The organism is Polaromonas sp. P1_G2 (genome assembly GCF_056405515.1).
This window is the reverse complement of sequence record NZ_JBFUBY010000106.1, coordinates 1-12,849: the sequence shown is the minus strand read 5'-3', so window position 1 is coordinate 12,849 and position 12,849 is coordinate 1. Positions and strand designations below refer to the sequence as shown.

12 protein-coding genes and 1 riboswitch are annotated in these 12,849 nt (G+C 66.2%); of the genes, 6 read left to right on the top strand and 6 right to left on the bottom strand.

All coding sequences use genetic code 11. The features are described 5' to 3' along the window. Nucleotides 1-194: 194 nt before the first annotated feature. Nucleotides 195-1,301, top strand: coding sequence for an alkene reductase (locus AC1D0P_RS12820; RefSeq protein ID WP_477677091.1), 1,107 nt, complete (start codon nt 195-197; stop codon nt 1,299-1,301). A 57-nt stretch (nt 1,302-1,358) separates the two neighbouring features. On the opposite strand, the gene thiE is transcribed toward AC1D0P_RS12820, so the two are convergent. The 6 genes from thiE to AC1D0P_RS12790 form a co-directional block, all read right to left on the bottom strand. Beyond that, nucleotides 1,359-1,988 (bottom strand): thiamine phosphate synthase, encoded by a 630-nt coding sequence (gene thiE, locus AC1D0P_RS12815; protein WP_477677090.1) that lies wholly within the window; start codon nt 1,986-1,988, stop codon nt 1,359-1,361. Nucleotides 1,989-1,995: 7 nt separating this feature from the next. Further along, nucleotides 1,996-2,817 (bottom strand): thiazole synthase, encoded by an 822-nt coding sequence (locus AC1D0P_RS12810; RefSeq protein WP_477677089.1) that lies wholly within the window; start codon nt 2,815-2,817, stop codon nt 1,996-1,998. Continuing rightward, entirely contained in the window at nt 2,818-3,039 is a 222-nt protein-coding gene (gene thiS / locus AC1D0P_RS12805; RefSeq protein ID WP_477677088.1) for a sulfur carrier protein ThiS, read from the bottom strand. After that, on the bottom strand, nt 3,032-4,093 hold the full coding sequence (thiO, locus tag AC1D0P_RS12800; RefSeq protein WP_477677087.1) for a glycine oxidase ThiO: 1,062 nt from the start codon (nt 4,091-4,093) through the stop codon (nt 3,032-3,034). The genes thiS and thiO overlap by 8 nt, the downstream gene beginning before the upstream one ends. Before the next feature lie 12 nt (nt 4,094-4,105). After that, on the bottom strand, nt 4,106-6,025 hold the full coding sequence (gene thiC / locus AC1D0P_RS12795; protein ID WP_477677086.1) for a phosphomethylpyrimidine synthase ThiC: 1,920 nt from the start codon (nt 6,023-6,025) through the stop codon (nt 4,106-4,108). 81 nt (nt 6,026-6,106) lie between these two features. Continuing rightward, a riboswitch (TPP riboswitch) is annotated at nt 6,107-6,226 on the bottom strand. Nucleotides 6,227-6,280: 54 nt separating this feature from the next. Next, entirely contained in the window at nt 6,281-7,345 is a 1,065-nt protein-coding gene (locus tag AC1D0P_RS12790) for a LacI family DNA-binding transcriptional regulator (RefSeq protein ID WP_477677085.1), read from the bottom strand. A gap of 114 nt (nt 7,346-7,459) precedes the next feature. Here AC1D0P_RS12790 and AC1D0P_RS12785 point away from each other — a divergent pair, with 114 nt between their 5' ends. The 5 genes from AC1D0P_RS12785 to AC1D0P_RS12765 form a co-directional block, all read left to right on the top strand. Further along, entirely contained in the window at nt 7,460-8,479 is a 1,020-nt protein-coding gene (locus tag AC1D0P_RS12785) for a TRAP transporter substrate-binding protein (protein WP_477677084.1), read from the top strand. A 179-nt stretch (nt 8,480-8,658) separates the two neighbouring features. Further along, on the top strand, nt 8,659-10,542 hold the full coding sequence (locus tag AC1D0P_RS12780) for a TRAP transporter large permease (protein ID WP_477677083.1): 1,884 nt from the start codon (nt 8,659-8,661) through the stop codon (nt 10,540-10,542). Nucleotides 10,543-10,566: 24 nt separating this feature from the next. Further along, nucleotides 10,567-11,106: a VOC family protein gene (locus tag AC1D0P_RS12775; RefSeq protein WP_477677082.1), complete on the top strand. Its 540-nt coding sequence runs from the start codon at nt 10,567-10,569 to the stop codon at nt 11,104-11,106. A gap of 8 nt (nt 11,107-11,114) precedes the next feature. Further along, complete coding sequence (locus AC1D0P_RS12770; protein WP_477677081.1) at nt 11,115-12,380, top strand: ribulose-bisphosphate carboxylase large subunit family protein; 1,266 nt, start codon at nt 11,115-11,117, stop codon at nt 12,378-12,380. Nucleotides 12,381-12,383: 3 nt separating this feature from the next. Next, on the top strand, nt 12,384-12,849 hold a 466-nt coding region (locus tag AC1D0P_RS12765; RefSeq protein ID WP_477677080.1), incomplete at its 3' end, for a four-carbon acid sugar kinase family protein.

The window sequence follows — 12,849 nt, the reverse complement described above, 5'->3', positions numbered from 1 at the left end:
CGCGATCCCTGATCCGCCTACGTCTGCGCTCCTCGGCCCAGCCAGGACGGGGCAAGCGGGAGCGGGTTCGGGAGCGGGGACAGCCAGATCCTTGCGGTCAATAGCATGAAACCAGCAACCTGTGTTGGGCAAGCCAATCGAAACAGGGCCAAACTGGCCCTGTTTTTCATTCAGCCCCCATTCAGGACCTTTCCATGCCCACCTTATTCGACTCCAACAAAGCCGGTGACCTCGTCCTTGCCAATCGCGTTGTCATGGCGCCGCTCACGCGCAACCGTTCACCCAACGCCGTGCCGCCGGCTATCGCCCGGACCTATTACGCCCAGCGCGCCAGCGCCGGCCTGCTGATCACCGAGGCCACCGCCGTCAGCCACCAGGGCCAGGGTTATGCCGACGTGCCCGGCCTGTACGGCAGCGAACAGCTGGACGGCTGGAAAAAAGTCAYCCATGCCGTGCATGAAAGAGGCGGCAAGATCGTTGTGCAGCTGTGGCATGTGGGCCGTGTGTCGCATACCAAGCTGCAACCCAATGGTGGCAAGCCGGTCGCGCCCTCGGCCATCACCGCCAAGACCAAGACGGTGCTGATCGAAAACGGTGTGCCGACCTTTGTCGAGACTTCCGAGCCGCGAGCGCTTGATCTCGGCGAAATCCCCGGCATCGTGCACACTTTCGCGGCAGCGGCGCGCAACGCCGTCGAGACTGCCGGCTTTGACGGCGTGGAAATTCACGGCGCCAACGGCTACCTGCTAGACCAGTTCCTCAAGGACGGCAGCAACCAGCGCCGCGACGACTACGGCGGCAGCATCGAAAACCGCGCACGCCTGCTGCTCGAAGTCACTCGCGCCGTGACCGACGCGGTCGGCGGCGGCCGCACCGGCATACGCCTGTCGCCGGTTACCCCGGCCAACGACGTGCACGACAGCAAGCCGCAGACCCTGTTTGAATACGTGGTCAAGCAACTCGCCGGCCTGAACCTGGCCTACGTCCACGTCATCGAAGGCGCGACCGGCGGCCCGCGTGAACTCGATGACCGGCCCTTCGACTACCCAGCGCTCAAAGCCGCCTACCGCAAGGCCGGCGGCAAGGGCGCCTGGATGGTCAACAACGGCTATGACCAGGAACTCGCTGAAAAAGCCGTGGCCGATGGCGCCGACCTCATCGCCTTCGGCAAGCCCTACATCGCCAACCCCGACCTGGTGGAACGCTTGCGCGCCAAAGCGCCGCTCAACACGCCCGACAAGAACACCTTCTACGGCGGCGGCGAAAAAGGCTATACCGACTATCCAGCGCTGTCGGCCTGATCGCCGCGGGCGTTCACTGCAAAAGGGCTGCCGGATTTCCCCGCAGCCCTTCTCTTTTTAGTGTTTGGCCAGCCGCAAGCCCTGCAGCGCCGCTTCTTGCGGGTCCGCCGCCAGTGTCACCGCGCTGACCACCGCCACGCCATCCACGCCGCAAGCCATCACGCCAGGCACCAGCGCCAGCGAGATCCCGCCTATCGCCACCACCGGGTAAGGCGCCGCGTCTTGCACCCACAGCTTCAGGCGCTCCAGCCCCACGGGCTCGTAAGGCATGACCTTGAGCGTCGTCGGGTAGATGGGGCCTATGGCGAGGTAGGACGGCTTCACCGCCTTCGCCCGCGCCAGCTCAGCCGGCGTGTGTGTGCTCAGGCCCAGACGTATGCCCGCTTCACGCAGGGCCGCAATGTCGGCCGTGTCCAGGTCTTCCTGGCCCAGGTGCACACCATAGGCGCCTGCTTCCAGCGCCAGTTGCCAGTGGTCGTTGATAAACACCTGCGCGCCCGGCACGTCGCGCCCGGCCGCCACCGCGGTGCGAACTTCCCAGGCGATCTCTTCCGCATCGTGGTCGGCTGCCTTGATGCGCAACTGGATGGTGCGCACGCCCCAACCCAGCAGGCGCCGCACCCAGGCGGCATCGGGCACGACGGGGTAAAAACCGATGGGACCAGTGAGGGGGGCAAAGGACTTCATAGAGATCTCAAGGGGAATGCCAGAAGGGAACACCTACCGTCGGTGTCGAGGCCTGCGCCGCCGCACGCTCAGGCATGGGGGTGGACTCATACGCCGCGCGGCCGGCCGCCACGCCGTCGGCAAAGGCGCGCGCCATGCGCACCGGGTCGCCGGCCTGCGCCACCGCGGTGTTCAGCAGCACGGCATCAAAACCCAGCTCCATCACCTGCGCGGCATGCGAGGGCCGGCCCAGGCCGGCGTCAACCACCAGCACCGCATCGGGCAAACGCCGGCGCATGGTTTCGAGCGCGTAAGGGTTCAGCGGCCCGCGGCCCGTGCCGATGGGCGCGGCCCAGGGCATCACGGCCGCGCAGCCCGCCGCATGCAGGCGCTGCGCCATCACCAGGTCGTCGGTGGTGTAGGCGAACACGGCAAAACCTTCCTTCACCAGCGTGGTCGCGGCTTCCAGCGTCGCCACCGTGTCGGGCTGCAGCGTGTAGTCGTCGCCTATGACTTCAAGCTTGATCCAGGGCGTGCCGAAAATCTCGCGCGCCATCTGCGCCAGCGTGACGGCTTCTTCGGCGCTGTGGCAACCCGCCGTGTTGGGCAGGATGCGGCAGTTCATGGCCTGCACACGCTGCCAGAAGCTGTTGCCGCCGCCGCTTTCAGGCTGCAGGCGGCGCAGGCCCACCGTCAGCACCTCGGTGCCGCTGGCGCGCACCGCGTCGCCCAGCACCTGCGGCGAGGGGTAATGCGAGGTGCCCAGGAAGAAGCGACTGGACAAGGTGACGCCGGCGACGGTCCAGGGGCTGCCGTGGGCGATGGGGGATGAAACAGTGGTGGTGTCCATTCAACCTCCAGTTATCGGGGTGACGATGTCTATGCGGTCGCCGCTATTCAAGCGGCGATCAGGCCATTGCGGCCGCGGCACAAAGCCGCTGTTGATAGCGCAGGCAAACGCGCCCTGCAGCGGGTAGCCGCGCGCCAGCAGCAAGGCCTGCAGGGTAGGCGCGTCGGTTTGAATGGTTTCGCCGTTCAGCGAGATATTGATCGTGCTTGTCATGTCACTCATGGTTCTGTCCCAGCAGTTGATGGACCAGGTCCTCGACCAGCGCCGGCGCGCACAAATAGCCGTGGCGGTACAGGCCGTTGATATGCCACACGCCATCCCGCTGCGCAATCGTTGGCCGGTGATCGTCCAGCGCCGGGCGCAAGGCTGCCGCCAGGCGTAACACCCTTGCCTCACCAAAGGCCGGGTGCAGGCTGTGCAGTGCGCTGCCCAGCTCCAGCGTGGAACGCAAGGTCACCGGCCCGGTGTCTTCCGACTCCAGCTCGGTCGCGCCGACCACAAACTGGTGATGGGGGCGCGGCGCCACATACAGCTGGTAGCGCGGGTGCATCAATCGCACTGGGCGTTGCAGGCTCACGCCCGGGCATTCAACGGTCAGCACCTCGCCGCGCACGCCGCGCAGCTGTGGCCAGCTTTCCCTGGCGCCCACGCCGCGCGCATCGACCGCGACATCCACGCCGTAAGTTTGCCCCGCGCATTCGATGTGATCGTCCTCCACGGCGTCGACCGCCACGCCTTCAAGCCACGTGCCGCCCAGCCGGTCTATCTCCACCGCGAGCGCGGCCATCCACTGGTCGTTGGCCAGCTGGCCCTCACCGTCCAGCAGCAGGCCGTTGCCAAAACGCCCAGCCAGCGCCGGCTCGGCGCGCGCCAGCGCGGCCGCGTCCAGCGTGTGCACCTGCGCGCGCACCGCCACGGGCAGCTTGTGCTGCAACAAGCCCGCGAAATGCGCCAGCGAACTCTGGTCGGGCGCATGCGCCACGACCAGCGTCCCTTCACGCCGGAAATACACCGGCAGGCCTGCATCGGCCAGCTCGCCTATCCATTGCGGCCACAGCTGCATGGAGCGCTGGCCCAGCGCGAACACGGCGTCGTCGGACACCGCAAGCTCGGCCAGCGGCGACAGCATGGCCGCCGCCGTCATCGAAGCCGTGGCGACATCGCCGCGCGCCCGCCCATCGAACAGGCTCACGCGGCAGCCGGCGCGCAGCAGGCGCCAGGCCAGCGTGCGGCCGGCCAGGCCCGCGCCCGCGATGCCGATGTGCAAGGTGCTCATGTCAGGAATTGCTCAGGAATAAATCTCGCTGCCGCCTTCGCGGAACTCTTTGGCTTTCTCTTCAAAACCGGTCGCGATCTGCTTGATCGGAATCGTCCCGCCCGCCGGCGCCAGCGTCGTGGTGGCCGGGTTGAGCCGCGCGAACTCGCGCACCTCCTGCGAGATTTTCATGGAGCAGAACTTCGGCCCGCACATGGAGCAGAAATGCGCGACCTTGGCGTTCTCTTTCGGCAGCGTTTCGTCATGGTAGGCCATGGCTGTGTCGGGGTCTATCGCCAGGCGGAACTGGTCTTCCCAGCGGAACTCGAAGCGCGCCTTGGAGACTGCGTTGTCCCACATCTGCGCACCCGGGTAGCCCTTGGCCAGGTCGCCCGCATGCGCGGCGATCTTGTAGGCGATCAGGCCCTGCTTCACGTCGTCGCGGTTGGGCAGGCCCAGGTGTTCCTTGGGCGTCACGTAGCACAGCATGGCCGTGCCGTACCAGCCGATGTTGGCCGCGCCCATGGCCGAGGAAATGTGGTCATAGCCCGGGGAGATGTCCGTGATCAGCGGGCCCAGCGTGTAGAAGGGCGCCTCGAAGCAGGCTTCGAGCTGCTTGTCGACGTTTTCCTTCACGAGCTGCAGCGGCACGTGGCCGGGGCCTTCGATCATCACCTGCACGTCGTGCTTCCAGGCGATCTGCGTGAGCTCGCCCAGCGTGTGCAGCTCGGCGAACTGCGCCTCGTCGTTCGCGTCGGCGATCGAGCCGGGACGCAGGCCGTCGCCCAGTGAGAAGCACACGTCGTAGGCTTTCATGATCTCGCAGATCTCGTCAAAGCRCTCGTACAGAAAGCTTTCCTTGTGGTGCGACAAACACCACTTGGCCATGATSGAGCCGCCGCGCGAGACGATGCCCGTCAGGCGATTCGCGGTGAGCGGCACATAGGCCAGGCGCACGCCGGCGTGGATGGTGAAGTAGTCCACGCCCTGCTCGGCCTGCTCGATCAGCGTGTCGCGGAAGATTTCCCAGGTCAGGTCCTCGGCCTTGCCGTTGACTTTCTCGAGTGCCTGGTAGATCGGCACCGTGCCGATGGGCACCGGCGAGTTGCGCAAAATCCATTCGCGGGTTTCATGGATGTTCTCGCCGGTCGAGAGGTCCATCACGGTGTCGGCGCCCCAGCGAATCGACCAGACCAGCTTGTCGACTTCTTCCTCGATGCTCGAGGTGACCGCCGAGTTGCCGATGTTGGCATTGACCTTGATCAGGAAGTTGCGGCCGATGATCATCGGCTCGCTCTCGGGATGGTTGATGTTGTTCGGGATCACCGCGCGGCCGCGGGCCACCTCGTCGCGCACGAATTCGGCGGTGATCTGCTCCGGAATCGCGGCGTTGAAGGAATGCCCTTTTTTCGGCATGCGCTCGGTCGCCAGGCGTTCGGCCAGCTGCGCGCGCACCAGGTTTTCGCGCACCGCGATGTATTCCATCTCGGGCGTGATGATGCCTTTGCGCGCGTAGTGCATTTGCGACACGTTGGCGCCCGCCTTGGCGCGGCGCGGCACGGGCGCATGCGCCATGCGCAGCGCGGCCAGGGCCGGGTCGTTCAGGCGTTCGCGGCCGTAGGCGCTGCTGATGCCGGGCAGGGCCTCGGTGTCCTGGCGTTCGTTGATCCAGGCGCCGCGCAGCGGCGGCAGGCCGCGCGTGATGTCGATGGGAGAGGCCGGGTCGGTGTAGACGCCGGATGCGTCGTACAGGCGCAGGGGAGGGTTGGCTTCGCGGCGCGGCTCACCGGCGCCTTCGTGCACCAGGGTGTCGGTCAGCGTGACCTCGCGAAAAGGCACGCGGATATCGGGGCGCGAGCCCTCGATGTAGATCTTTTTCGAGCCGGGAAACGGCGCGCGCGTGATGCGGCTCGTGAGGTCTTGGGTGTCAACGGTGAGTCGGGTTTTGGCCATGTGTTTCTCCAGGAGGTGGGGTGCCTGCTGGGGAGCCGGGAGGTCCATGKGCGGCGTCTGGGGGTGCCGCTACGGRGTGCCGGAGCCAATTGCGTTGTTCCCTACGCGGGGATGACCCCGATCAGGTTCAGCGGGTCTCGCATACTGCGATCTCAGCCTCGATACTCCTTACGGAAATCTTTGGCACCCCGACAAGCTAGGGCCATTGTATGCACCCAGGCCTTTCGTGGCAACGGCAGCCATCAAGAGCCGGCTTTAGGGCAGGTTTTCCCGGAAGATGACCTGGCTGCGCACCGCGTCGACACCGCTCATCACGTCGCGCCCGTCTCGCAGGTTGGTGAACATGCGCACGCAGCTCATCATGGCCGACTGCGGGCTTTGGGTGATGACCGCGTCCATGCTGCCGTCTATCAGCATGGCGCGCGTGTCGGGCGTGAGGCCGTGGCCTATGAAGACCACCTTGTGCTCGCGCCCCATTTCCTTGAGCGCGCGCGCCACGCCGTCCGAGGCGCCGCCGATGTTGTAAATGCCCGCGAGGTCCGGGTATTGCTCCAGCAGCGTGCGCGTCTGCTGGTAATTTTTCTGCGCGTCGTCCTGCCCTTCGCGCAGGCCCACCACCTGCAGCGTCGGGAACATCTCCTCGATCACATGCAGGAAGCCGGCTTCGCGCTCCTCATGGGCGCGGTAGCTCAGCGAGCCGGCGATCAGCGCCACCTTGCCGCCGCGCGCGCCCGGCGCGATGAAGCGGCCCACCAGGTAGCCGGCCGTGCGCCCGGCCGCGCGGTTGTCCAGGCCCACATAACCGGCGCGCTGCGAGCCCGAGAGGTCGGAGATCAGCGTGATGGCGGGCACGCCTTTTTCGGCGAGTTCGCTGACGGCCTCGCGCACCGCCGGATGCTCCAGCGCCATGAAGGCGATGCCATCGCTGCGCTTGCCCTGCTGCTGCAGGCTGGCGGCCAGTTGCTGCGGGTTGAAGCTTTCAAACAGCTCGGTGCGGCATTTCACGTTGAAGGGCGTCAGGTGCTCCTGCGAATAGCCGACCGTGTCGCCCAGCATGCGGATAAAGCGGTTGCTGCCGTCGGGCAACAGAAACGTCAGCCGCATGGGCGGCGCCGCCAGCGCGGCATAGAGGCCCGTCTCCGGCAGGTAGTCCATCTCGGCCGCGGCCTTCAGCACTTTTTGCGCGGKGGCTCCGCGCACGCCGGGGCGCTGGTTCAGCACCCGGTCTACAGTGGCAGTGGAAACGCCGGCGGCGCGCGCAATGTCCACCACGCGTGCCCGCTGCTGCTGCCCCTCCGATCCATCAGGGATAACCCTCATACATCAAAATCCATCATTTTTTCGGTTTGACGATTAAATGCCCTGCGCCTATCGTTGCGCTGCTTTCACCCAATGATGCATCAAAACGCATCAAAACAAAACTGGAGACAAACCATGACCGAAGTCACCCGCCGCAGCGTGCTGCGCACCCTGTCCGCAGCCTCCGCCGCCGGCATCGCCGCCGCCCTGCCCTCCATGGCCCGCRCCGCCGAGTTCTCCTACAAGTACGGCAACAACCTGCCCGTCACCCACCCGCTCAACATCCGCGCCCAGCAGGCCGCCGACCGCATCCTGAAAGAAAGCAACGGCCGCGTCGAAATCAAGATCTTCCCGAACAACCAGCTGGGCGGCGACACCGACATGCTGGCCCAGGTGCGCTCAGGCGGCATCGAGTTCTTCACGCCGTCCGCGCTGGTCATCGCCACGCTGGTGCCGGTGGCCGCCATCAATGCCGTGGGTTTTGCCTTCAGCGACTACAACCAGGTCTGGGGCGCGATGGACGGCAAGCTGGGCGCGCATGTGCGCGAAGCCATCAGCAAGAGCCGTCTCTATGCGTTTGAAAAGATGTGGGACAACGGATTCCGCCAGACCACCAGCAGCAAGGCACCGGTCACCACGGCGAAAGACATGGACGGCCTGAAGATACGCGTGCCCGTGAGCCCGCTGTCGATCTCCATGTTCAAGGGCCTGGGCGCCGCGCCCGCCAGCCTGCAGTTCAGCGAGGTCTATTCCTCGCTGCAGACCAAGATCGTCGATGCGCAGGAAAACCCGCTGCCCATCATCCAGGTCGCCAAGCTCTATGAAGTGCAGAAGTTCTGCTCGCTGACCAACCACATCTGGGACGGCTACTGGTTCATCGCCAACGGCCGCGCCTGGGACAAGCTGCCCGCCGACCTCAAGACCATCGTGGCCCGCGCCATCAACGAAGCCGGCCTGCAGCAGCGCGAGGACATCAAGAAACTCAACGAAACCGTAGTGGCCGATTTGCAGTCCAAGGGCCTCACCATCAACCGCCCGACGGCCGACAGCTTCCGCACCAAGCTGCGTGAAGCCGGTTTCTATGGCGAGTGGAAAGAGCGTTTTGGGGCTGAGGCCTGGGGATTGCTGGAACAGTCAGTGGGCAAGCTCGCGTAAGCAGTTCTCCCCTCTCTTACTCCCTCCCCCGCTGGGGGAGGGCAGGGGTGGGGGCCAGCGGCGCTTGAGCAAGCGCTTCTTCCAAGGCCGCAAGCCCCCCATCCCAACCTTCCCCCAGCGGGGGAAGGGGCAAAACCAGCTGCCTCAGTTATCTCGCCTTCCTTCCGGAGTCAGACCGCATGTCCCACATTCCTAGCGCACCCACCGCGAGCGCACCTCCCCCGAACGCGCTGAGCCACCTCGCGCACAAGGCCGACCGCGGCCTGGGTCATGTGGTGGAGTCCATCGCCGCCGCCCTGGTGCTGGCCGAGATCTTTGTGCTGTTCGCCGGCGTGGTCTCGCGTTATGTCTTCCATGCGCCGCTGGTCTGGTCGGACGAGCTGGCCTCCATCATGTTCCTGTGGCTGTCCATGCTGGGTGCGGTCGTCGCGCTGCGCCGCGGCGAGCACATGCGCATGACGGCGCTGGTCAACAAGGTCAAGCCACACACCCGCGCGCTGCTCGACACCCTGGCGATCACCGCGTCGATTGCCTTCCTGGTGCTGGTGATCTACCCGGCCTCGGAATATGCTTATGAAGAAAGTTTCATCGTCACCGCGGCCATGGAAGTCAACAACGCCTGGCGCGCCTCGGCCATCCCCATCGGCATGGCGCTGATGGTCATCGTGGCGGTGCTGCGCCTGCTGCGCATCAGCTCCTTCAAGCAGACCGGCATCGCACTGGCCGGCACCGCCGCCGTGGTCCTGCTGTTCTGGTTCGCGCAGCCGCTGCTGCAGCCGCTGGGCAAACTCAACCTGATCCTCTTTTTTGTGGCCGTCGTCGCCGGCACCGTGCTGTCGGGCGTGCCGATTGCCTTCTCGTTCGCACTGGCCACCTTCGGCTACCTCGCGCTCACGACGTCCACGCCGCTGCTGGTCATGGTCGGCCGCATGGACGAAGGCATGTCGCACATGATCCTGCTGGCGGTGCCGCTGTTCATCTTCCTGGGCGCGCTGATCGAGATGACCGGCATGGCCAAGGCCATGATCCAGTTCCTGGCCAGCCTGCTGGGCCATGTGCGCGGCGGCCTCAGCTATGTGCTGATAGGCGCGATGTACCTGGTCTCCGGCATCTCGGGCTCCAAGATCGCCGACATGGCAGCGATCGCGCCCGTGCTCTTCCCCGAAATGAAAAAGCGCGGCGCCAAGCCCGGCGACCTGGTGGCCCTGCTGTCGGCCACCGGCGCGCAGACCGAAACCATCCCGCCCTCCATCGTGCTGATCACCATAGGCTCGGTCACCGGCGTTTCCATCGCCGCGCTGTTCACCGGCGGCCTRCTGCCGGCCGTGGTACTGGGCGCGGCGCTCTGCACGGTCGTGTGGTGGCGCTACCGCCATGAAGACCTGAGCGGCGTCGCGCGCCACAGCAAGCGCGAAATCGGCAAGCTGCTGCTGATCGCCCTGCCCGCCATCATCCTGCCCTTCGTGATCCGCGCCGCGGTGGTCGAGGGCGTGGCCACGGCCACCGAGGTGTCCACCATCGGCATCTTCTATTCGGTGCTGGCCGGCCTCTTCCTGTACCGCCAGTTCCCATGGCGCCGGCTCATGCCCATGCTGATAGAGACCGCGTCGCTGACCGGCGCCATCATGTTCATCATCGGCTGTGCCACCGCCATGGCCTGGGGCCTCACGCAGTCGGGCTTCTCGCAGGACCTGGCGCGTGTCATGGGCAGCCTGCCCGGCGGCGCCTACGGTTTCCTCGCGGTGTCCATCGTCGCCTTCGTCATCCTGGGCAGCGTGCTCGAGGGCATTCCCGCCATTGTGCTGTTCGGCCCCCTGCTGTTTCCCATCGCCCGCATGGTCGGCGTGCACGACGTGCACTACGCCATGGTGGTGATCTTCGCCATGGGCATAGGCCTGTTCGCGCCGCCCTTCGGTGTCGGCTATTACGGCGCCTGCGCGGTCAGCAAGGTCGACCCCGACGAAGGCATTCCCTACATCTGGGCCTATATGGGCGCGCTGCTCATAGGCCTGGCCCTGGTGGCCGCCGTGCCCTGGTTCTCCACCGGCTTCCTCAAAAACTAAACACCCTTTCACTGGAGCAAACCCATGAGCAAATTTTTTGGCGAGATCCGCCAGCTGGGCTACGTCGTGCCCGACATCGAGGCCGCGATGGACTACTGGAGCAAAACCCTGGGCGTCGGCCCCTGGTTCTACAACCCCAAGGTGCCCATCAAAAACTACAGCTACCGCGGTGAATCGCACGAACCGCACAACTCGGTGGCGCTGGCTAACTCGGGTTTTGTGCAGGTCGAGCTGATCCAGACGCGCAACGACGTGCCCTCCATGTACCGCGACTTCCTGCGCGCCGGCCGCACCGGCCTGCAGCACGTCGCCTACTGGACCAGCAACTACGACGCCGACCTGGCGCGCCTGCTGAAGCAAGGCTTCAAGCCCGTGATGAGCGGCGAAGTCGGCGAAAAAGGCCGCTTCATCTACTTCGACACCGAATACCACCCCGGCACCGTGATCGAGCTGTCCGAAGTCGCCGGCCCCAAGGGCAAGATGTTCGACCTGATACGCGCCTCCTCCGAAAACTGGGACGGCAGCGAGCCGGTGCGGCCCTTCCCCGACCTCAGCAAACTCTGAGCACCGCCATGCAAGCCGACCGCTTTGAAGCCACCTACCTGATCGAAACCCCGCTGGCGCCCGAGAAGGTCGCCGAAGTCATGGCGGGCGAACAGTCCTGCGGCACCTTCACGCGCGTCGAGGGCGAAACCGACGAGCTGCGCCTGCGCGCGCGCGCCACGGTCGAGCAGATCGACGAACTCGAATCCGCCACCGCGCCCAGCCTGCCCAACGCCCTGCTCGAACGCAAAGGCCACAGCGGCCCGTGGCGACGCGCGCGCGTGCGCATCTCCTTTCCCGTCGCCAATGTGGGCGCCAACCTGCCGACGCTGGCCGCCACCGTCTCTGGCAATCTTTATGACCTCGGCGAGGCCAGCGGCCTGCGCCTGGAAAGCCTGCAGTTGCCGGCCGGCTACCGCGCCTTCTTCGACATGCCGCAGGTCGGCATCGCCGGCACGCGCAAGGCCACCGGCGTGGCAAGCGGCGCGCTGGTCGGCACCATCATCAAGCCCAACGTCGGCTTCAGCGCCGCGCAGACCGCCGAGCTCGTCGCGCGCCTGTGCGCCGCGGGTGTGGACTTCATCAAGGACGACGAGGTCTGCGCCAACCCGGCCCATGCGCCGCTGAGTGAACGCGTGCCGGCCGTGATGGCCATGGTGCGGGATCACCAGCAGCGCACCGGCAAACACGTGATGGTGGCCTTCAACATCACCGACGAAACCGACGCGATGAAACGCCACGCCGACCTGGTCGAACGCGAAGGCGGCAGCTGCGTGATGGCCAGCCTCAACTGGTGCGGCTACTCGGGCATGCAGACGCTGCGCCGCCACACCGGCCTGGCCCTCCACGGCCACCGCAACGGCTACGGCGCGCTGTCGCGGCACCCGCTGCTGGGCATGTCCTTCCAGGCCTACCAGACGCTGTGGCGCCTGGCCGGCGTCGACCACATGCATGTGCACGGCCTGCAGGGCAAGTTCTCGCAGGCCGATGAGGAGGTGATAGCCTCCGCGCGCGACTGCTACACGCCACTGACCGCCGGTTTTGACGACCGCGTCATGCCGGCCTTCTCGTCCGGCCAGTGGGCCGGCACCGTGCCCGCGACCTGGGCCGCCATCAAAAGCGACGACCTGCTCTTTATGTCCGGCGGCGGCATACTCGCGCACCCCGGCGGCCCGGCGGCCGGCGTGGCCAGCATCCGCCAGGCCTGGGAAGCCGCGCGTGCCGGCGTGGCATTGGCCGAGCATGCACGCAACGCGCCCGAACTCGCGGCGGCGCTGGCCTTCTTCGGCAAATAACCCATGGGCTTGAACGACGGCGCTCTCAAAATCGCCTACTACGGCGACGACTTCACCGGTGCCACAGATACATTGGCCACGGCCGCGCGGGCTGGGCTTCGCAGCCTGCTCTTCCTCGGCCTGCCGACCGATGCGCAGCTGGAACGCGCCGGCACGCTGGACTGCCTGGGCATCGCCGGCGCGGCACGCGCCATGAACCCCGGCGAGATGCGCGCCGAGCTTGAACCGGTGGGCCGGCTGTTCGCGCGCCTGGGCGCACCCGTCATGCATTACAAGACCTGCTCGACCTTTGACAGCGCCCCCGAGATCGGCAGCATAGGCGCTGCCATCCGCATCCTGCAGCCGCATGCCGGCAACGCCTTTGTGCCCATCGTCGGCGGCCAGCCCAACCTGCGGCGCTACTGCGTGTTCGGCAACCTGTTCGCCGGCGCCGGCCCCGCCGTGCACCGCCTGGACCGTCACCCCACCA

What these genes read in the sequence shown, in the direction of transcription:
- thiO (WP_477677087.1), bottom strand. Translation starts at nt 4,093, where the DNA reads ATGAGCACCTTGCACATCGGCATCGCGGGCGCGGGCCTGGCCGGCCGC.
- AC1D0P_RS12810 (WP_477677089.1), bottom strand. Translation starts at nt 2,817, where the DNA reads ATGGACACCACCACTGTTTCATCCCCCATCGCCCACGGCAGCCCCTGG.
- AC1D0P_RS12770 (WP_477677081.1), top strand. Translation starts at nt 11,115, where the DNA reads ATGCAAGCCGACCGCTTTGAAGCCACCTACCTGATCGAAACCCCGCTG.
- AC1D0P_RS12775 (WP_477677082.1), top strand. Translation starts at nt 10,567, where the DNA reads ATGAGCAAATTTTTTGGCGAGATCCGCCAGCTGGGCTACGTCGTGCCC.
- thiS (WP_477677088.1), bottom strand. Translation starts at nt 3,039, where the DNA reads ATGAGTGACATGACAAGCACGATCAATATCTCGCTGAACGGCGAAACC.
- thiE (WP_477677090.1), bottom strand. Translation starts at nt 1,988, where the DNA reads ATGAAGTCCTTTGCCCCCCTCACTGGTCCCATCGGTTTTTACCCCGTC.